At 68.4% G+C, this 20,158-nt stretch carries 14 protein-coding genes and 5 pseudogenes; 2 read left to right on the forward strand and 17 right to left on the reverse strand.

The annotated features are described in order from the left end of the window. Positions 1 to 58 precede the first annotated feature (58 nt). Both BMG07_RS02795 and BMG07_RS02800 read right to left on the reverse strand, forming a co-directional pair. Positions 59 to 997: a 2-hydroxyacid dehydrogenase gene (locus tag BMG07_RS02795; protein ID WP_198083184.1), complete on the reverse strand. Its 939-nt coding sequence runs from the start codon at positions 995 to 997 to the stop codon at positions 59 to 61. A 43-nt stretch (positions 998 to 1,040) separates the two neighbouring features. Continuing rightward, the gene (locus tag BMG07_RS02800) at positions 1,041 to 2,873 is read right to left on the reverse strand and encodes an ABC transporter ATP-binding protein/permease (RefSeq protein ID WP_198083186.1); all 1,833 of its coding nucleotides are present in this window, start codon (positions 2,871 to 2,873) and stop codon (positions 1,041 to 1,043) included. Positions 2,874 to 2,914: 41 nt separating this feature from the next. Here BMG07_RS02800 and BMG07_RS02805 point away from each other — a divergent pair, with 41 nt between their 5' ends. Next, positions 2,915 to 3,340 (forward strand): acyl-CoA thioesterase, encoded by a 426-nt coding sequence (locus BMG07_RS02805; protein ID WP_198083187.1) that lies wholly within the window; start codon positions 2,915 to 2,917, stop codon positions 3,338 to 3,340. A 16-nt stretch (positions 3,341 to 3,356) separates the two neighbouring features. On the opposite strand, the pseudogene BMG07_RS44635 reads toward BMG07_RS02805, so the two are convergent. From BMG07_RS44635 to BMG07_RS02870, 13 genes and pseudogenes are all read right to left on the reverse strand, one after another. Then, positions 3,357 to 4,512: pseudogene (locus BMG07_RS44635) on the reverse strand (ABC transporter substrate-binding protein). A 135-nt stretch (positions 4,513 to 4,647) separates the two neighbouring features. Next, positions 4,648 to 5,412, reverse strand: a complete 765-nt coding sequence (locus BMG07_RS02815; protein ID WP_198083188.1) for an enoyl-CoA hydratase — start codon at positions 5,410 to 5,412, stop codon at positions 4,648 to 4,650. A gap of 46 nt (positions 5,413 to 5,458) precedes the next feature. Then, the gene (locus BMG07_RS02820) at positions 5,459 to 6,055 is read right to left on the reverse strand and encodes a 2-hydroxychromene-2-carboxylate isomerase (RefSeq protein WP_198083189.1); all 597 of its coding nucleotides are present in this window, start codon (positions 6,053 to 6,055) and stop codon (positions 5,459 to 5,461) included. 39 nt (positions 6,056 to 6,094) lie between these two features. Next, positions 6,095 to 6,840, reverse strand: a pseudogene (locus tag BMG07_RS02825) (SDR family oxidoreductase). Positions 6,841 to 6,844: 4 nt separating this feature from the next. Then, a complete protein-coding gene (locus BMG07_RS02830; RefSeq protein ID WP_198083190.1) occupies positions 6,845 to 7,681 on the reverse strand; it encodes an acyl-CoA thioesterase II in 837 nt (278 codons plus the stop codon). Positions 7,682 to 7,710: 29 nt separating this feature from the next. After that, the gene (locus BMG07_RS02835; RefSeq protein WP_198083191.1) at positions 7,711 to 8,616 is read right to left on the reverse strand and encodes an alpha/beta fold hydrolase; all 906 of its coding nucleotides are present in this window, start codon (positions 8,614 to 8,616) and stop codon (positions 7,711 to 7,713) included. A gap of 131 nt (positions 8,617 to 8,747) precedes the next feature. After that, positions 8,748 to 9,944 carry an acetyl-CoA C-acyltransferase gene (locus tag BMG07_RS02840; RefSeq protein ID WP_198083193.1) on the reverse strand — a complete coding sequence of 399 codons (1,197 nt, stop codon included), beginning with the start codon at positions 9,942 to 9,944 and terminating at the stop codon, positions 8,748 to 8,750. After that, entirely contained in the window at positions 9,941 to 10,357 is a 417-nt protein-coding gene (locus tag BMG07_RS02845; protein WP_198083195.1) for an endonuclease domain-containing protein, read from the reverse strand. The genes BMG07_RS02840 and BMG07_RS02845 overlap by 4 nt, the downstream gene beginning before the upstream one ends. A gap of 62 nt (positions 10,358 to 10,419) precedes the next feature. Continuing rightward, positions 10,420 to 12,831, reverse strand: a complete 2,412-nt coding sequence (locus BMG07_RS02850) for a 3-hydroxyacyl-CoA dehydrogenase/enoyl-CoA hydratase family protein (protein ID WP_198083197.1) — start codon at positions 12,829 to 12,831, stop codon at positions 10,420 to 10,422. Between the two features lie 46 nt (positions 12,832 to 12,877). Next, positions 12,878 to 13,312, reverse strand: a complete 435-nt coding sequence (locus BMG07_RS02855) for a DUF2147 domain-containing protein (protein WP_198083199.1) — start codon at positions 13,310 to 13,312, stop codon at positions 12,878 to 12,880. A 51-nt stretch (positions 13,313 to 13,363) separates the two neighbouring features. After that, positions 13,364 to 15,160, reverse strand: coding sequence for an acyl-CoA dehydrogenase C-terminal domain-containing protein (locus BMG07_RS02860; RefSeq protein ID WP_198083201.1), 1,797 nt, complete (start codon positions 15,158 to 15,160; stop codon positions 13,364 to 13,366). An 87-nt stretch (positions 15,161 to 15,247) separates the two neighbouring features. Further along, a pseudogene (locus BMG07_RS02865) lies at positions 15,248 to 15,942 on the reverse strand (TetR/AcrR family transcriptional regulator). A 163-nt stretch (positions 15,943 to 16,105) separates the two neighbouring features. Further along, complete coding sequence (locus tag BMG07_RS02870; protein WP_198083203.1) at positions 16,106 to 16,864, reverse strand: SDR family oxidoreductase; 759 nt, start codon at positions 16,862 to 16,864, stop codon at positions 16,106 to 16,108. Between the two features lie 116 nt (positions 16,865 to 16,980). Here BMG07_RS02870 and BMG07_RS02875 point away from each other — a divergent pair, with 116 nt between their 5' ends. Beyond that, positions 16,981 to 17,868, forward strand: coding sequence for a LysR family transcriptional regulator (locus BMG07_RS02875; RefSeq protein WP_198083205.1), 888 nt, complete (start codon positions 16,981 to 16,983; stop codon positions 17,866 to 17,868). 9 nt (positions 17,869 to 17,877) lie between these two features. On the opposite strand, the pseudogene BMG07_RS02880 reads toward BMG07_RS02875, so the two are convergent. Together BMG07_RS02880 and BMG07_RS02885 are read right to left on the reverse strand one after the other, a co-directional pair. Beyond that, positions 17,878 to 18,740: pseudogene (locus tag BMG07_RS02880) on the reverse strand (oxaloacetate decarboxylase). Then, a pseudogene (locus tag BMG07_RS02885) lies at positions 18,737 to 20,152 on the reverse strand (FAD-dependent oxidoreductase). Before BMG07_RS02885 ends, BMG07_RS02880 begins: the two co-directional pseudogenes overlap by 4 nt. Positions 20,153 to 20,158 lie beyond the last annotated feature (6 nt).

The following is a 20,158-nucleotide window of genomic DNA, read 5'->3' on the forward strand; positions in this document are numbered from 1 at the left end:
TCGAGCGCCCTGCCCGCCCCCATCCCGACCTTCCCCCGGAGGGGGAAGGAGCAAGACATCAGATCGGGGTGACTACGCCGCGCCCTGCAAAGTGCCCTGCGGCATTCGCCAGGAAGTGGTCCACCGACTTCTGCGTGGCTTCCGGCGACCAGCCCGCCATGTGCGGCGTCAGCAGCACGTTGTCGAGCCCGATCAGTTGCTCGGGCCGCTTCGGTTCGCTCTCGTACACGTCCAGCCCCGCGCCCGCGATGCGGTTCTCGCGCAGCGCCGCCGCCAGCGCCTCGGTGTCGACCACGCTGCCGCGCCCGATGCTCACGAGGTAGCCTTGCGGCCCCAGCGCATCGAGCACCTGCGCATTCACCAGGTGCTTGGTGGCCGGCCCGCCCGGCGCGGCCAGCACCAAAAAGTCGGCCCATGCCGCCAGCGACGCCAGGTCGCCGAAGTAGCGCTGCGTGGCGCCCTCGCGCGGCTTGCGGTTGTGATAGCCGACTTCCATGTCGAACGCCGCCGCGCGCTTGGCGATCTTCTGGCCGATGGTGCCCAGCCCGAGGATGCCCAGCTTCTTGCCCGACACGTTCGGCGGCTGCGGAATCGCCTCGCGCCACACGCCTTCGCGGCACAGCCGGTCGAGCTTGCGGAACTCGCGCACGATGCCGATCAGCAGGCCGAAGGCGTGGTCGGCCACGCAGTCGTCGTTCGTGCCCGCGCCGTTGGCCGTGGCGATGCCGCGCGCCCGCGTCACCTCGAGCGGCACGCCTTCGTAGCCCGCGCCCAGGCAGCAGATCAGTTCCACCGCCGGCATGGCCGCGATTTCCTCGGGCGTGATGCCGATCACGCCGATGGTCAGCACCGCGCGAAACTTCTTGCCGTGCTCGGCGATGGCGGCCGCGCGCTGGGCGGGGTCGAAGGCGTAGGTCACGTCGTAGACCTCGGCAATCTGGGCCTGGTGGGCGCTCGACAGGCTGTTGAGCACCAGCAGGGGAATCTTGGTCGACACGTATGAACTCCTGGAATCGATGAAAAGGTAATGAATGATCGCGCTACAGCATCGGAACCGCTTCGCTCTTCTGCAAAGCCCACATCTGCGCGTAGCGGCCGCTGCGGGCCAGCAGCTCGGCATGCGTGCCGCGCTCGACGATCACGCCGCTTTCGAGCACCAGGATCTCGTGCGCGTCGACCACGGTCGATAGGCGGTGCGCGATGACCAGCGTGGTCTTGTCCTGCGCGGCGCTCTTGAGTTCCGACTGGATCGCGCGCTCGTTGGCCGAGTCGAGCGCCGAGGTGGCTTCGTCGAAGATCACGATCGGCGGGTTCTTCAGCAGCGTGCGCGCAATGGCCACGCGCTGCTTCTCGCCGCCCGAGAGCTTCAGGCCGCGCTCGCCCACGGTGGTCTCGTAGCCCTTGGGCGTGGCCGAGATGAAGTCGTGGATGCGCGCGGCGCGCGCCGCGCCTTCGACCTCTTCGCGCGTGGCGCCGGGGCGACCGTAGGCAATGTTGTATTCGACCGTGTCGTTGAACAGCACCGTGTCCTGCGGCACGATGCCGATGGCGCGGCGCACGCTCGACTGCGTCACCTCGCGGATGTCTTCCCCGCCGATGGTGATGCGGCCCTGCTGCACGTCGTAGAAGCGGTACAAGAGCCGCGCGAGCGTGGACTTGCCCGAGCCCGAGGGCCCGACCACCGCCACCGTCTTGCCCGCCGGGATCTCGAAGCTCACGTGCTTGAGGATCGGCCGCGCGGGCTCGTAGGCAAAGCTCACGTCGTCGAAGCGGATGGTCGAGTCGGTGCCGGCCAGCGGCTGCGCGCCGGGTGCGTCGCGCACCTCGCGCTCCTTTTCCATCAGCACGAACATCTTGTCCAGGTCGGTCAGGCTCTGCTTGATCTCGCGGTAGATCACGCCCAGGAAATTGAGCGGAATGTACAGCTGGATCATGAAGGCGTTGACCATCACCAGGTCGCCCAGCGTCATGCGCCCGTCGACCACGCCCGAGGTGGCGCGCCACAGCATCAGCACCAGGCTCACGGCAATCAGCAGCTGCTGGCCGGTGTTGAGCATGCTCAGCGTGCGCTGGCTCTTGATGGCCGCCTTGCGGTAGCGGTCGAGGCTGGCGTCGTAGCGCCTGGCCTCGAACTCCTCGTTGTTGAAGTACTTGACGGTTTCGTAGTTCAGCAGCGAGTCGACCGCGCGGCTCTGGGCCATGGAGTCGAGCTCGTTCATGGTCTTGCGGAACTGCGTGCGCCACTCGGTCACCGTCACGGTGAACGTGATGTACAGCACCAGCGCCGCCACGGTGATCCACACGAACAGCGAATCGAACTTCACGCCCAGGATGGTCAGCACCAGCACCAGTTCGATGATCGTCGGCACGATGCTGTAGAGCGACATCGAGATCAGCGAATGCACGCCGCGCGTGCCGCGCTCGATGTCGCGCGTCATGCCGCCGGTCTGGCGCTCCAGGTGAAAGCGCAGGCTCAGCGAATGCAGGTGGCCGAACACCTCCAGCGCGATCTGCCGCGCCGTGCCCTCGGTGGCCTTGGTGAAGATCAGCTCGCGCAGCTCGCCGAACAGCGCCGTCGAAAAGCGCAGCAGCCCGTAGGCCAGCAGCAGCCCGATGGGCACGATCAGGAGCGCCTGCGCCATGTCGGGCTTGGGCGTCATCGTGTCGATCAGGTTCTTCAGCAGCACCGGCACGCCCACGTTGGCCACCTTGGCGCCCACCATGAAGCTCAGCGCCGCGATGACGCGCCATTTGTACTGCCAGAGGTAGGGAAACAGCCGGCGCAGCGTCGCCCAGTCGGAACGGTCGCTGCGCGCCGGCGGGTGGCCGGACACGGTAGGGGTGGGGGGAAGGGCTTCGCCGCTGCGGCGCATGGAGGACAATCGTGGTTGCTTGTTTGTTCCAGATTGTGCCCATGTCAGATACTTCCAGTGCCGCCGCCGCTGCCACCCTCAAGAGCCTGCCCACCGACATGGAGCTGGTGCTCAAGGTCATTCCGATGCCGGCGGACTGCAATGCCAACGGCGACATCTTCGGCGGCTGGGTCATGGCGCAGTGCGACCTGGCCGGCTCGGTGATTCCCGCGCGCTACGCCAAGGGCCGCCAGGCCACGGTGGCGGTCAACGAATTCATCTTCAAGCAGCCGGTGCGGCTGGGCGACATCCTGTCGTTCTATTCGAAGCTGGTGCGCATCGGGCGCACCTCGGTCACGGTGACGGTCGAGGTGTTCGCCGAGCGCTTTCGCGCGCAGGGCGAGTACATCAAGGTGACGCAGGCCACCTTCACCTACGTGGCCATCGACGACAACGGCCGCCCGCGCCCCATCGAACCGCAGCCCTGACCGGGCGGGCGCATCGTCAGACGCCCGGGTCGCGCACGCGCTCGAAGCGCTCGAACTCGCGATTCACCCAGCGCCCGTCGCGGCGCTCCACGCGGCGGATGTAGACGGTCTGCACGATGTCCCGCGTGTGGGCGTCGATTTCGACCGGCCCGCGCGGGCTGTCGAGCTTCAGGCCGCGAAACGCATCCACCAGCCGCTCCCCGCTCACCCCGCCGCGCGCGGCCGGCGAGCTCATGGCCGCGTCGATGGCCGCCAGCGCATCGTGCGCCGCCACCGCGAAATAGCCCGGCCGCAGGTGGCTGCCGTACTCGGTCTCGAAGACGCCCGTGAAGCGGCGGTTGGCCGGCGACTCGTGCGCGAACGAATAGTGGTGGCTGGTGACGAGCCCGTCGGCCAGTTCGCCCACACCCTGCAGGTAGTTGTCGTCGGTGGCGTCGCCGGTCGACAGCAGGCGGATGCCGGTGTCCGCCATGCCGCGGTCGCGCCAGAACTTGAGAAAGCTCGCCGGCATCTGCCCCGACGGCAAAAAGAAGAACACCGCCTGCGGCTTGAGCTCGCGCAGCCGCAGCATGTAGGCCGAGTAGTCGAGCGTGGCCAGCGGCACGCGCAGCATTGCGCCGACCCGTCCGCCGCCGGCGGTGATGCCCGAGACGAAGGCGCTCTCGGCATCGACACCCGAGGCGTAGTCGGCCACCACGTGCACACGTCGCGCAGCCCCTGCTGCAGCGCCCAGCGCGCCAGCGGCACCGTGACCTGCGCAATGGTGAACGACACCCGCACCGCGACCGGGCAGCGCGCCGGAATGCCCGACGACGCCGCGTTCATCACCACCAGGGGAATCTTCGCCTGCGCGGCGACGGCGCCCACGGCGTAGGCGTTGGAGCTGAAGTCGAGCCCGCCCAGCAGGTCGACCCTTTCGCTTTCCACCAGCTCTTGCGCATGGCGCCGCGCCAGGTCGGGCGCGCTGCCGGGCACGTCGCGCCGCACCAGTCGACCGGCCGGCCCGCGATGTGCTGGTTGTGCGCGGCCAGCCAGACCGCCATGCCGGCGTCGAACTGCCGCCCGCCACCGGCATAAGGGCCCGACCACGAACCGATGACGCCGATGCGCAGCGGGCGAACCCGCGCCAGCACCAGCGAAGGCGCCGTGAGCGCGCCCGCAAGCCAACCCAAAGTACGCCGGCGCAGCGGTTGGAATGCTACTTTTTCAGTAGCATCATTCGCCCGCTGGACGGGCTTTGCGAGAGTTCTTGTCTCTGAAGCTTGCACGCGGGACAGTGTACGCGCGCAAGCCTGGCGTGCCGCCGCTCAGACCTTCGAGAAATCGGGCTTGCGCTTCTCCATGAACGCGCCGAAGGCCTCGCGCGCGGCCGGCTCGCGCAGCATGCGGCCGAAGCTCGCACCCTCTTCGCCCATGCGCTCGAGCACGGCGGGCATCTGGGCCTTCTTGAGCAGGCGCTTGGTCTCGACCAGCGCGCTCAGCGGCTTGGCCGCGAGTTTGCGGGCCTGGGTCTGCGCGATGGCGTTGGCTTCGGTCGGCGGCACCACGCGGTTGACCAGGCCCACTTCGAGCGCGGCCTCGGCCATGAAGGGCTCGCCCAGCAGCAGCGCCTCGGCCGCGCGGTGGTAGCCCAGCATCTGCGGCACCAGCAGGCTGGAGGCCGCTTCGGGGCACAGGCCCAGGTTCACGAAGGGCATCGAGAACGCGGCGTTGTCGCCCGCGTAGACCAGGTCGCAGTGGAACAGCATCGTGGTGCCGATGCCCACGGCCGGGCCGCAGACGGCCGCCACAATGGGCTTGGGGAAAGTCGCGATGCCGCGCAGGAAGCGGAACACCGGCGACTCCTGTGTCGACGGCGGGCCGTTGAGGAAGTCGCCGATGTCGTTGCCGGCGCTGAAGATCGTCGGGTCGCCCTGGATCAGCACGCAGCGCACGGCCGCTTCGCTCTCGGCCGTGGCCAGCGCGTCGGCCAGCTCGGCGTACATGCTGCTGGTGATCGAGTTCTTCTTGTCGACGCGGTTGAAGGTGATGGTCATCACACCGGCTTCGGTGTGGACGAGGATGTCGCTCATGAAAGATCCTTGAAGAGAACGGATGGTGTTGTGGTTGCCGCAGCCGTCAGGCGGCGGTCAATGCTTCGCGTACGAAATCGAGCCGGTCCTGGCCCCAGAACATTTCGTCGCCGACGAACATGGTGGGCGCGCCGAACACGCCGCGCGCCACCGCTTCCTGCGTGACGGCCTTGAGCCGGTCCTTCACTTCCTGCGCGCCCGCCAGCGCGAGCAGCGCGGTCGCGTCGAAGCCCGCATTCTGCAAGACCGCGCCGACCGTTGCCGGGTCGTTGAGATTCCTGGGCGCCACCCACATGGCGTGGTAGACCGCATCGACGTACGCGCCGAAGCGCGCGGGCTCCTTCATCTGGATGCCGGTGGCGCCGCGCATCAGCAACAGCGTGTTGATGGGGAAGAACGGGTTGTGCGCGTAAGGCACGCCGTAGCGCTTCGCAAAACGGTTCAGGTCGACCGTCATGTACGGGCCCTTGGGCTTGATCTCGGCCGGCGAATGGTTGCCCGTGGCCTGGAACACGCCGCCCAGCAGCATGGGCTTCCACACCAGTTCGGCGCCGGTGTCGGCGCACACATGCGGCAGCTGTGTCGCGGCCAGGTAGGCGGCGGGGCTGCCGAAGTCGAAATAGAAGTCGACGGATTTCTTCATTGCCTTGTCTCCTTGTTCGTTGCCTGGCGCGGGCGGCCGCTAGAACTTCTCGGACCAGGGACGCAGGTCGAGCTCGTGCGTCCATGCATCGCGCGGCTGCGCGTGCAGCATCCAGTAGCTGTCGGCGATGTGGTCGGGGTTCAGGATGCCGTCGCTGTCCTTCAGCGCATAGCGCTCGGGGAAATTGCTGCGGATGAACTCGGTGTCGATGGCGCCGTCGACCACCACGTGCGCCACGTGAATGCCCTGCGGGCCGAGTTCGCGCGCCATCGACTGGGCCAACGCGCGCAGCGCCATCTTGGCGCCCGAGAACGCGCCGAAATTGGCCGCGCCGCGCAACGACGCCGTGGCGCCCGTGAAGATGATCGTGCCGCGATGGCCGCCTTCGGGAATGGCGCGCGCCATCATCCGCCTGGCCACCTCGCGGCCGTTGAGGAAGCCCGAGAAGCAGGCCATCTCCCACACCTTGAAATACTTGCGCGCCGTCTCGTTCAGGATGCTCTCGGGCACGTTCGCGCCGATGTTGAACACCATCACTTCGATCGGGCCGACGGTGGCTTCGATCTGCTCGATGAGCGCAACCACTTCCTCTTCCTTGCGCGCGTCGCAGGCAAAGGCGTGCGCCTGGCCGCCGTCGGCTTCTATCTGCGCGACCAGCGGCTGCAGCTTGTCCAGGCTGCGCCGCGTGACGCAGGTCGCGAAGCCCTCGCGGGCGAAGCGGCGGGCAATGGCGCCGCCGGTGGCATCGCCGGCGCGACGATGAGCGCGGCCTTGGTGAGCGCCATGGTGCTATTCCTTGTAGTAGACGATCTGGTTCGACGTCGCGAGCAGCCTGCCGCCCTCGCTCCACAGCTGCGCGGCCTGGTCGAAGAAGCCGTTGCTGAACTGCTGGCCCGTGGCGCTGCCGAGCAGGTAGCCCGTGCCGACCTCGGCGAGCTGCGCCGCGTTGGCATGGAAGTAGGTGGTGATCGACACCGTGCCGGCCGGCACGCGCGTCGCGCGGCGCAGCCACACGCGCGGATAGAACAGGTCGCTCATGGCCGCGAGCGAAACGAAGTCGAGCGGGCGCGGTTGCGCGTCGCGCAGCCAGAGCCGGCTTTCGCTGTGATGGCCGCTGCCGTCCCACTTGTCGGGAATGCTGCCGCTGATGGGCCGCATCTCGTACTGGCCGATCCACGCCACGCCCTGCGGGCCGATGCTCATGCGCTCGACAGCTTCGGGCCTGGGCACTTCGGGCATGGGCAGGTCGTTCTCGCCCCAGGTCTCGCGGCGCACGGCCGTCACCACGGTGGCGGTGGTCGTCATGTTCGGCTCGCCGCCGGCGCCTGCCTGCGTGATCTGCACGGTCCAGTGCTGTGTCGAGCGGTTGGTGCGCACGGCCGTGGCCTGGATGTCGAACGCGCCGGCTTCCAGTGCCGCCGCGTAGTTGACCGTGAGCGCGATGGGCGCACCGAGCAGGTCCGGGTGCTGCAGCACCGACTGCAGCGCGAGCGCCGCGGTGGTGCCGCCGAAGGGCCCGACCATGTTCCAGTAGTCGGGGCTGGTGGTGCCCGTGAACTGCCCCACGCGAAGGTCGCTGTGGTGGATCGTCAGGGCCTTGTCGAAGGGGTGCGTGGGCGTCGTCATGGCTGGCAGTGTGCCTGCGGTGAGTGCGCTCACGCAGTCGTGTGCGGGACGCCGGCGTGCTGCACCGCGGCATGCTCGGTGAGGGCAGCCAGCCGGTGCAGCTTGTCGAGCGTGCTGGGCCACAGGCTCTGGCTGAACTGCTCGCGGAAAAAGCCGAAGTGGCCGATGCGCCGGGCCTGCACGTCGGCCGGTGCAATGCGCTCGACCGCGCTCGGCGCGCCGGCATAGAAGCTCACGAGGCTGCGGGTGCCGGCGAGCGTCATGAGTTCGTCGTCGGTCATCGACAGCGCGAGCACCGGGAAGCGCACGCGGCCGTAGCTCTGCAGCGCCGCATCGCCTTCCGCGCCCACGCTGTAGCGCGGGTGGAGGCACCAGCGGCGCCATTGCAGGATCACGCCGCGCGGCAGGTCGCCCACTTTCTTCAGCTTGCGGCCTGGAAAGTAGCCGCACAGCCGCGTGACCAGCGGCACCAGCACGAACCAAAAATACAGGATGCTGCGCTTGAGCTTCGGCGCGTTCTCGCGCCAGTAGCCGCTGCCCGCCGCGATGCTGACGAGGCCGTCGACCTGCCCGGGCCGTTGCAGAAAGCCCGGCAGTTGCGCGCCGAGGCTGTGGCCCAGCAGGTAGAGCGGCTGCGCGGGGAGCGCGGCCTTGGCGGCGTCGATCACCGCTTCGTAGTCGCGGGCCCAGTCGAACAGGTCGGCCTCGAAGCCGCGCAGCGGCGCGTCGCCGCGCGAGTCGCCCGAGCCCCGGTAGTCGAAGGTCCAGACGCGCAGGCCCTGCTGCGAGAGCCACTGCGCGAAGGGTTCGTAGAAGGACTGGCGCACGCCCATCGCGCCGCCGATCACGATGCTGGCGCGCGGTGCGCCGGCGGGCTCGTAGCGGCGCACCGCCACTTGCATGCCGCTCCCGACCTTCAGAACTTCATGTTGCATGCCCGTTTCTCCCAGACGGTCAGAAATCCATTCGCGAGACACCGCGGAACCGGCTTTGCCGGGCCGCAGGTGTTGCCCCCTGCAAGGGGGTTGGCGCAGCGACGCGAAGTGCGCGAAGCCTGGGGGTTTGCCTAAACCCTTTCGAAGATCCCCGCCGCGCCCTGGCCCATGCCCACGCACATCGTGACCATGCCGTACTTGAGGTTCTCGCGGCGCAGCGCGTGCACCACGGTCGCCGAGCGGATGGCGCCCGTTGCGCCGAGCGGATGGCCCAGCGCAATGGCGCCGCCCATCGGGTTGACCTTCGACGGGTCGAGGCCCAGCGTGTTGATGACCGCGAGCGACTGCGCGGCGAAGGCTTCGTTGAGCTCGAACCAGTCGATGTCCTCGTGCTTCAGGCCCGCATAGCGCAGCGCGGCCGGAATGGCTTCGATGGGGCCGATGCCCATGATGTGCGGCGGCACGCCCTTGCTCGCGAAGCTCACGAAGCGCGCGAGCGGCGTGAGGCCGTACTGCTTCACGGCTTTCTCGCTGGCCAGGATCAGCGCGCCCGCACCGTCGGAGGTCTGCGAGCTGTTGCCCGCCGTGACCGTGCCGCGCGCGGCGAACACGGTGCGCAGCTTGGCCAGGCCTTCGAGGCTGGTGTCGGGGCGCGCGCCTTCGTCGAGATTGACGGTGCGCGTCTTCGCGATCGACTCGCCGGTCTCCAGGTCGGGCGCGCGGTCGGTCACTTCGATGGGCGTGATCTCGTCGGCGAACTTGCCGGCCTTCTGCGCGGCCAGCGCCTTCTGGTGCGAGGCGAGCGCGAATTCGTCCTGCGCCTCGCGGCTCACCTTCCATTGCTGCGCGACCTTCTCGGCCGTCAGGCCCATGCCATAGGCAATGCCCACGTCGCCTTCGCGCTCGAAGATCGAGGGCGACAGCGAGGGCGCGTTGCCCATCATCGGCACCATGCTCATGCTCTCGACACCGGCCGCGATCATCACGTCGGCCTCGCCGACGCGAATGCGGTCCGCCGCCATCTGCACGGCCGACAGGCCCGAGGCGCAGAAGCGGTTGACGGTGATCCCGCCCACGCTGGTCGGCAGGCCGGCCAGCACCGCGCCGATGCGCGCGACGTTCAGGCCCTGCTGCGATTCGGGAATCGCGCAACCGCAGATGATGTCTTCGATGGCCTTGGGGTCGAGGCTGGGCACGGCCGCGAGCGCGGCGCGCAGCGTGGTGGCGAGCAGGTCGTCAGGGCGGTAGTTGCGGAAGTAGCCGCGGTGGGACTTGCCGATGGGGGTGCGGGTGGCGGAGACGATGTAGGCGTCTTGGACTTGTTTCATGGATAGCTCCTGGATTGGGCTCCTTCCCCCTCTGGGGGAAGGCTGGGATGGGGGCAGGCGGCCTTCAACTCGTCAAGCCGGTTGAGAATCGCCTGCAGCACCCCTTCAAAATTGACAAACGGATCGTTCGACGCGAAACGCAGGACATCGAACTCCTGCGTTCGCAGGAAAGCGTCACGCCGCGCGTCGTAGCCTTCCTGTGACTGATGCTGCGAACCATCGAGTTCGACGATCAGCTTGGGATCGAGGCATGCAAAGTCGGCGATGTAGTTGCCGATCGGATGCTGCCGACGAAACTTCACTCCCAACTGCTCACCGCGCAGACCGCGCCAGAGCTTGCGCTCGGCATCGGTCATTTCGCGGCGCAGGACGCGGGCGTTCTGTTGCGCGTTGGGAGTGGATTGGTTTTGCATAGGCTGCTTGCCCCCATCCCGACCTTCCCCCAAAGGGGGAAGGAGGAAGAGGAAGACCTGCGTCAGTTCCGTACCGGCTTCCCCGTACTCAACATCCCCATGATCCGCTCCTGCGTCTTCGGATGCACGATCAGCGAGCAGAACGCCTTGCGTTCCAGCGTCATCATGTATTCCTCCGTCACGAGCGACCCCGCGTCCACGTCGCCGCCCGTCACCACATGGGCGATCAGGCTTGCAATGTGGAAGTCGTGCGCGCTGATGAACCCGCCGTCGCGCATGTTCACCAGTTGGCCCTTGATCGTCGCGGCGCCGCTGCGGCCCGCCACGCGGAAGGTGCGGCGCAGCGGCGGGCGGTAGCCGGCGTCGGCCATGGCCTTGGCCTGCTGCAGCGCCACGTACAGCAGCTCGTCCTTGTTCGGCACGATCACGTCGCTGTCGAGCAGGTAGCCCAGCTTCTTCGAATCGAGCGCGCCCGTGCCCACCTTCGCCATCGCGGCGGCGGTGAAGCCTTCGGTCAGGAACGGCAACAGGTCGGTGCCCGTCGAGGCCGAGGCGTTCTCCGCCGCGCGGCGCGCGATGTACGTCAGGCCGCCCGCGCCGGGGATCAGGCCCACGCCGACTTCGACCAGGCCGATGTAGCTTTCCATCGCCGCCACGCGCCTGGCCGAGTGCACGGCCAGTTCGCAGCCGCCGCCCAGCGCCATGCCGCGCACGGCCGAGATCACCGGCACGTTGGCATAGCGGATCTTGAGCATCACGTTCTGCAGCTCTTCTTCCGCGCCTTCGACCGCGCCGATGCCTGCGACCACGAAGGCCGGCAGCATCGCCTGCAGGTCGGCGCCGACCGAGAACACCTCGTCGGGCGACCAGATCACCAGGCCCTTGTATTCGGCCTCTGCCAGGTCGACCGCCGCGCCCAGGGCTTCCGCCACGTCGGGGCTGATGGCGTGCATCTTCGAATGGATGCTGGCGATCAATACGCCCTCGAATCCTTCCTTGTCGAGCGTCCACACGCGCACGTCGCCTTCGTCGCTGATCGTGGTGCCGGCCGTGTTGGCATCAGGCGCGTTCGCGCCCAGCACGCTCTCGGGGAACAGCTGGCGGTCATGCACGGGCAGCTTGCGCTGCGGCACGAACTTGTTCTGCGAAGCGCTCCACGAGCCTTCGGGCGTGTGCACACCGCCGGCTTGCGCCACCGGGCCTTCGAACACCCACTTCGGCAGCGGCGCGCTGCTCAGCGCCTTGCCCGCGTCGATGTCTTCCTGCACCCACTTGGCGACCTGCGCCCAGCCGGCTTCCTGCCACAGCTCGAACGGGCCCTGCTTCATGCCGAAGCCCCAGCGCATCGCGAAGTCGATGTCGCGCGCGCTCTCGGCAATATCGGCCAGGTGCACGGCGGCGTAATGGAAACCGTCGCGCAGGATGGCCCAGAGGAACTGGCCCTGCGGCCCTTCGCTTTCGCGCAGCAGCTTCAGGCGCTCGCCCGCGGGCTTCTTCAGCATGCGGCCGTACACCTCGTCGGCCTTGGCGCCGGCGGGCACGTAGTCGCCGCTCTTCAGGTCGAAGCGCAGGATGTCGCGGCCGACCTTCTTGAAGAAGCCGGCCTTGGCCTTCTGGCCCAGGTTGCCCAGCTCCAGCAGCTTGGCGAGCACCGGCGGCGTCGCGAAGTTGGCGTAGAACGGATCGGTCTCGGCGTTCAGGTTGTCCTGCAGCGTCTTCACCACGTGGGCCATCGTATCGAGGCCCACCACGTCGGCAGTGCGGAAGGTGCCCGAGCTCGCGCGGCCCAGCTTCTTGCCGGTGAGGTCGTCCACCACGTCGGGCGTCAGGCCGAACTTCTCGACTTCCTTCAGCGTGGCCAGCATGCCGGCGATGCCGACGCGGTTGGCAATGAAGTTGGGCGTGTCGTGCGCGCGCACCACGCCCTTGCCCAGCGTGCTGGTGACGAAGGCCTCGAGGTCGTCGAGCACCTGCGGCTGCGTGGTGGGCGTGTTGATCAGCTCCACCAGGAACATGTAGCGCGGCGGGTTGAAGAAGTGAATGCCGCAAAAGCGCGGCTTCAGTGCTTCGGGCAATGCTTCGCTGAGCTTGGTGATCGACAGGCCCGAGGTGTTCGAGGCCAGGATCGAATGCTTGGCCACGTGCGGCGCGATCTTCTTGTACAGGTCGAGCTTCCAGTCCATGCGCTCGGCAATGGCCTCGATGACGAGGTCGCACTCGCCGAGCTTGGCCAGGTCGTCCTCGTAGTTGGCCTGCTCGATCAGCACGGCGTCGGCCACGTCGCCCAGCGGCGCGGGCTTGAGCTTCTTGAGGTTGTCGATGGCGCGCGTGACGATGCCGTTCTTCGGGCCTTCCTTGGCCGCCAGGTCGAACAGCACCACCGGCACGCGCACGTTGACGAGGTGGGCCGCAATCTGCGCGCCCATCACGCCGGCGCCGAGCACGGCGACCTTCTTCACTTGAAATCGGGACATGTTGCTTGGTATTTCTTGGATTGGTTGCGCGCGGCAGGCCTATGGCTTACTGCACACGGTTCCAGGTTTGCGTACGCCAGAACGGGCCGAGATAGCCGCGCACTTCCAGCTTCTTGCCGCCCTCGATGGGCGTGAAGCTCGCGCGGTATTCCTTGCCGTTCTCAGGGTCCAGGATCTTTCCGCCTTCCCAGACGTCCTTGCTTTCGGCCTTCTTGCCGCCGCGGATGATGTCCAGGCCGACCATGGGCTTGTCCTTGCGGTCGTCGCTGCATTCCGCGCAGACCGCGCCGGGCTTGGCGTTCTTGCCCAGCGCCTTCTCGATGCGCCCGGACAGGCCGCCGCTGGTCTCCGCGATGCTGATCTCGGCCTTGACCTCGCCGGTCTTGTCGTCCACGTTGCGCCACAGGCCCACCGGTGTGCTCTGGGCCATGGCCGAGGCGGCAGTGACGGCGAACAAGAGGGCTGCGAGTGTTGTTTTCATGATCGGCGGCTCCTGGAGTTGAGGAAAGACGGGGACGGTACTACCGACCGCTCAGGCCAGCGCGGCGTCGGTGTCCATGAGCACCTTGCTGCCGGCGCGCGCGGTGCGCATCAGCGTCGCGGTCTCGGGGAACAGCTTGGCGAAGTAGAAGCGCGCGGTCTGCAGCTTGGCCACATAGAACGGGTCGGTGTTGCCGGCGGCGATTTCGCGCAGCGCCACCTGCGCCATGCGGGCGAACAGGTAGCCGAACACGAAGTGGCCGGCCACGCGCAGGTAGTCGACGGCGGCGGCGCCCACCTCGTCGGGGTTCTGGAAGCCCTTGAAGCCGATCTCGGTGGTGAACTTGGTGAGCTGGTCGCCCAGGCCCGCGATCGGGTTGATGAACTCGGCCATCTTCTCGTTCACGCCTTCTTCTTCCACCAGCTTGCCCACGAGCTTGCCGAACTTCTTCAGCGACGCGCCGTTGTTGCCCAGGATCTTGCGGCCCAGCAGGTCCAGCGACTGGATGGTGTTGGTGCCTTCATAGATCATGTTGATGCGGTTGTCGCGCACGAACTGCTCCATGCCCCATTCCTTGATGAAGCCGTGGCCGCCGAACACCTGCATGCAGGCGTTGGTCGCGGTGTGGCCGTTGTCGGTGATGAAGGCCTTGACGATGGGGGTCAGCAGCGCGACCAGTTCGCCCGAGTCCTTGCGCACCTTCTCGTCGGGGTGGTTGTGCTCCTTGTCGAGCAGCAGCGTGCAGAAGATCTGCAGCGCGCGGCCGCCTTCGGCATACGCCTTGGCCGTGAGCAGCATCTTGCGCACGTCGGGGTGCACGATGATCGGGTCGGCTTCCTTGTCCTTGGCCTTCACGCCCGAGAGCGAGCGCATCTGCAGGCGGTCCTTGGCGTACGCCAGCGCGTTCTGGTAGGCCACTTCGGTCAGGCCCAGCGACTGGTTGCCCACGCCCAGGCGCGCGGCGTTCATCATCACGAACATGGCGGCCAGGCCCTTGTTGGGCTCGCCCACCAGCGTGCCGGTGGCGCCTTCGATCACGATCTGCGCGGTGGCGTTGCCGTGGATGCCCATCTTGTGCTCCAGGCCGGCGCAGAAGATCGGGTTGCGCGCGCCCAGCGAGCCGTCGGCCTTGACGTGGAACTTCGGCACCACGAACAGGCTGATGCCCTTGCTGCCCTTGGGCGCGTCCGGCAGGCGGGCCAGCACCAGGTGAATGATGTTGTCCGTCATGTCGTGCTCGCCGGCCGAGATGAAGATCTTGCTGCCGGTGATGCGGTAGGTGCCGTCGGCCTGCGGCTCGGCCTTGGTGCGCAGCAGGCCGAGGTCGGTGCCGCAATGGGGTTCGGTCAGGCACATGGTGCCGGTCCACTCGCCGCTCGTGAGCTTGGGCAGGTAGGTCTTCTTCTGCGCTTCGGTGCCGTGGGCGGCCAGCGCCTCGTACGCGCCGTGCGACAGGCCCGGGTACATGGTCCAGGCCTGGTTGGCGCTGTTGAGCATTTCGAACAGGCACTGGTTCACAACGAACGGCAGGCCCTGGCCGCCGAAGGCCGGGTCGCACGACAACGCGGGCCAGCCGCCTTCGACGTACTTGGCGTAGGCGTCCTTGAAGCCCTTGGGCGTCTTGACTTCGTGCGTGGCCTTGTCGAGCGTGCAGCCCTCTTCGTCGCCGCTGATGTTCAGCGGAAAGGTCACTTCGGAGGCGAACTTGCCGGCCTCTTCGATCACGGCGTTGATGGTGTCGGCATCGGTCTCGGCATGGGCCGGCAGCGCCTTGAGTTCCTCGGTGACGTTGAGCACTTCGTGCAGCACGAACTGCATGTCACGCACGGGCGGGTTGTAGATAGGCATCCGGAACTCTCCTGATCGAAGCTAGATAGAAAAAAGAAAAGGGGGAAAAACGAAAAGCGAAAACGGGAGCGCGCGCGGCTGTCTTTTTCAGCGCACGGTCTTGAGGCGGCGGCCGGCCGGTGCGGCCCCGGGGGCCGGGTCGGCCTTGGGTGCGTCGGGCGTGGCGCTGCGCGCGAGGATGTTGTCGAAGCCGGTGTTGGCGCGGCCGATGGAGCCGGGCACCTGCAGGAAGCGCGCTTCATAGTGCAGCGCGAGGATCAGGCCGTGGATCTCGAACGCCACCTGGCGCTCGTCGCGTCGGCGCGCAGATGGCCTTCGCTCTGCGACTGCACGATGGCGCGCAGCACGGCGGCCTGCCAGATGCTGACCGACTCGACCAGCGCGTCGCGCACCGGGCCCGGACGGTCATCGAATTCGGAAGCGCCGCTGATGTAGATGCAGCCCGAGTCGATTTCGGTCGACGTGCGCTTCATCCAGTTGGCGAACATGGCGCGCAGGCGCGGCAGGCCGCGCGGCGCCTTCAGCGCGGGGAAGAACACCTCCTGCTCGAAGCGCGCGTGGTATTCGCGCACCACCGAGATCTGCAGTTCCTCGCGCGAGCCGAAGTGGGCGAACACGCCCGACTTGCTCATCTTGGTGATTTCGGCCACGGCCCCGATCGACAGGCCCTCCAGCCCGATCTGCGCGGCCAGCGCCAGCGCGGCGTCGACGATGACGGCCTTGGTCTGCTGGCCCTTCTGGGCGGCACGGGCGGGCTTGGCGGGGACGGCTGTGGCGGACATCGTGGAATTCCCAAACAAAAACGAACGGTCGTTCTATTTTGCAGGGGCTTTGCACTTTTGGCTGCCAAAACCTTCAGTTATTGAAGGTTAATTGATACGGGGAAGGGCCGCCATCGGGCCCTCCCCCTTGACGCGGCTGGGCCGGTCATGCCGGCCCGCCCGCTCAGAACTCCTGCGACACCGGCCGCAGCACCACTTCATTGATGTCCACGTTCGCCGGCTGCTCCACCGCGTAGACCACCGCGCGCGCCACCGAGTCCGCCGGGATCTGGTTCGCGTCGTAGAAGGCCTTCACGCCGGCCGCGCTCTCGGCGTCGCTGCTGCCGAACTTCAGCTCCGACTCCACCGCGCCGGGCGACACCACGGTCACGCGCACGCCGCTGTTGCCCATTTCCACGCGCAGGCCTTCGGAGATGGCGCGCACCGCGTGCTTGGTCGCGCTGTAGACGGTGCCGATGGGCGTGAACACCTTCAGCCCGGCAATCGACGCGACGTTGACGATGTGCCCGCTGCCCTGCGCCTGCATGCGCGGCAACACGGCGGCAATGCCGTAGAGCACGCCCTTGATGTTGACGTCGATGGTGCGGTCCCACTCGTCGACCTTGAGCTTGTCGATGGGCGACAGCGGCATCACGCCCGCGTTGTTGACCAGCACGTCGATGCGGCCGAAGGCCTCCACCGTGGCGGCCGCGAGCTTGTCGAGGTCGGCGCGCTTGGACACATCGGTGGCCACGGCGATGGCCTCGCCGCCGGCCTCGCGGATCTCGGCCACCACCTTCTGGAGCCGGTCGGTGCGGCGGGCCGCGAGCACCACCCTGGCGCCGCGCGCCGCCAGGTGGCGCGCGGTCGATTCGCCGAGCCCGCTGCTCGCGCCGGTGACGATGGCGACCTTGCCCTTGATGTTGTCTTGAACGGATGTCATGGAAATGTTCCTTTGCGGTGTTGAAGAAGTGCATGCAGTGTGGAAAATCCACGTGTTCCCGTAAATGAAACTCTGGCGACTTCACAATTCCGCAATCAGGAACACTCCAGCACCCCATGTCCAACCGACTCGAAGCCCTGCGCGTGTTCTGCGCCGCCGCCGATGCCGCCAACTTCCGCGACGCGGCCGTGCGCCTGTCGGTCTCGCCGCAGGTGGTGACGCGCGCGGTGCGCGAACTCGAGGACGAGCTGGGCGAGCCGCTGTTCCACCGCAGCACGCGCGGCGTGCAGCTCACCGACTTCGGCCGCCAGCTCGCGGAACGCGCCCGCATCGCCGTGGGCGGCGTGGACGAGCTGTTCCACCGCACCGACCGGCGCGCGGCGTCGCAACACGCGGGCACGGTGCGGGTCACGGCGCCGGGCATCTTCGGGCGGCGGCTGATTCCGCAGGCGCTGGCGCCCATGCTCGCGGCGCACCCGGGCCTGGTGCTCGACCTGCGCGTGTCGGAAGAGCATGCCGACGTGGTCGACCAGCAGATCGACATCGGCGTGCGCGTGGGGCCGCTGCGCGACGCGCGCTTCGTGGCGCGGCCGGTGGGCAAGATGGCGCTGCACGTGGTGGCAGCGCCCGCGCTCATCGCGCGCACCGGCGTGCCGAAGAAGATCGACGCGCTCGAGGGCCTGCCGCTCACCGCGCTGATCGATCGCATGTCGGGCCGGCCGTGGCCGATGGTCTTCAGCAAGGGCCGGCAGGTGGTGCCGACGGCGCCGACCTTCGTCACCGACGACTTCGACGCCGAATGCGCCGCGGTGCTGTCGGGCCTGGGCTTCGCGCAGCTCATCGGCGCGCTGGCCGAGCCGTGGATGAAGACCGGCGCGCTGGTGCCGGTGCTCGAGGCCGACGCGCCCGAGCCGTGGCCGATCTACGTGTACCGCTCGCAGCGCGCGCCGGTGCCGGCGCGCGTGCGGCTGGTGTACGACGAGCTGATCCGCGTGCTGCGCTGAGCCGCGCGCTCAGTCGTACTTCTGGCCCGTGCGCATCAGCTCGGGCGTGCCGATCACCTCGTTGAGCGCATCGAAGTCGAGCATCTGCGGGCGCCACGGCTGCGTGGTGCGGTGCCGGTGCAGGCTCGCGTAGTAGCCCTGCAGCGTGTGCACGACCGCGCGCGCGGTGCCGCCCGGGAAGATGGCGATGCGAAAGCCGTGCTGCTGCAGCGCGTCGGCGTCCTGGATCGGCGTCTTGCCGCCTTCGACCATGTTGGCCAGCAGCGGCACGCGGTGCGCGAAGCGGCTGCAGGCGGCGTCCATCTGCTCGGGCGAGCGCAGCGCCTCGATGAAGAGCGCGTCCACGCCGCAGGCCAGGTAGGCCTCGGCGCGGTCGAGCGCGGCGTCGAGCCCCTCGACCGCCACCGCGTCGTGCGCGCGAGGATCAGCGTGTCGCTGGAGGCGCGCGCGTCCAGCGCCGCCTTGAGCTTGCCGACCATCTCGCGCTCGGGCACCACGGCCTTGCCGTCGAGGTGGCCGCAGCGCTTGGGAAAGGTCTGGTCCTCGATCTGCACCATGGCCGCGCCCGCGCGCTCGAAGCCGCGCACGGTGCGCTGCGTGTTCAGCGCGTTGCCGAAGCCGGTGTCGGCATCGACGATCACGGGCAGGCTCACGCGCTCGGTGATGCGCGCCAGCGTGTCTGCCACCTCGGTGAAGGTGGTCAGGCCGATGTCGGAGCGGCCCAGGCGCGTGTAGGCGATGGACGCGCCCGAGAGGTACAGCGCCTCGAAGCCGGCCTGCTCGGCCACCAGCGCGCTCAGCGCGTCGTACACGCCGGGCGCCAGCACCACGTCGGGTCGCGCCAGGCGGGTCTTGAAGTTGTGGGTCGTCATGCGGACGCCTCCTTGTGTTGAACGAGTGCGGCGGCGGTGTGCGCCGCGATGTAGCCGCCGGCCACGGCGCTCAGCAGGCCGTTGCCGGAGAGATAGCCCCACACCGCGTCGCCCGACACGCCGCCGGCCGCGCCGCCCGCCGCCAGCAGGTTGGCAAACGGTGCGCCGCCCTGGCGCAGCACGCGCATGTCGGGCGCGGTGTCCAGGCCGCCCTGGGTGTGGAAGAGCGCGCCGGTCACCTTGACGGCGAAGTACGGCGCATCGAGGCCGCGCGCGAACACGCGGCCGTCGGGCGCGGCCGCGCCAGCGCGCATGGCGTCCAGCGTGGCCTGCAGCACGGCCGGCTCGCAGCCGATGCAGTCCGCCAGCGCGGCCACCGATTCGCAGCGCCGCAGCGCGCCGGCCGCCTCGGCGTCGCAAAATCGGGGAAGCCTCGCGCCAGCGCGAGCAGCGGCGTGTCGAACACGTTCCAGGCCACGCCGCCCGGCTGCGCGAGCACGTGCACCGCGGCCTCCGAGTAGCCCTGCGTCTCGTCGTGGAAGCGCCGGCCTCGCGGTTGAGCTGCACGCCGCCTTCCATCATCACGGCCCACGACATCAGCGCGCCCTGCGGCGTGACCCACGAGCCGTGCCCCTGGTAGCCGCCCAGGTCGCGCAAGCGCGCACCCAGCGCCTCGCCCCAGAGGATGGCGCTGCCGTCGTTGCCCACGTGCCCGCCGAAGGCGGCGTTGGCCATTTCAGGCAGCAGCGTGCGCACCATCGGCGCATTGCCGCCGAAGCCGTTGCAGGCCAGCAGCAGCGCGTCGCACGCGAGCGTTTCGTGCCGGCCGTCGGGCCGCAGGTAGTCGATGCCGACCACGCGGTCGTGCGCATCGAGCACCAGCGTGTCGACCACGGCCTGCGTCAGCACGGCAACGCCCGCGGCTTCGGCGGCGGCCTGCAGCGCGGCCATCAGCGCCGCGCCCGTCTTCTGCGGCAGCGCGTGCATGCGGTGCACGCTGTGGCCCGGGTAGAGAAAACCGTCGAGCAGCGTCCACGCCAGTCCGTGGCGCGCCTGCAGGGCGTCGAGCGCGGGGCCGATGGCGCCGGCATACGCCTCGACCAGCGCGGGCGCGCGCGGCCGTGCGCCTTGGCCTGGATGTCGGCCGCGAAGCGCGCGGCGCTGTCGTCGGCCACGCCATGGGCGCGCTGCACGCGCGTGCCCGGCGCCGGAATGAAGCCCGACGACAGCGCGGTCGACCCGCTCGGCAGCGCGTCGCGTTCGAGCACCACGCAGTCGACGCCCGCATCGGCCAGCATCAACGCCGCCGTGAGGCCGCAGGCACCGCCGCCGACGATGGCCACCGCCACCTGCGCCTCGGCCTCGAACGCGCCCGGGCCAACGCGGCGAATGCTTCGCACCGGCTGCGTCATGCGATG

It is taken from the genome of Variovorax sp. E3 (assembly GCF_016082275.1).
Lineage (GTDB): Bacteria > Pseudomonadota > Gammaproteobacteria > Burkholderiales > Burkholderiaceae_C > Variovorax.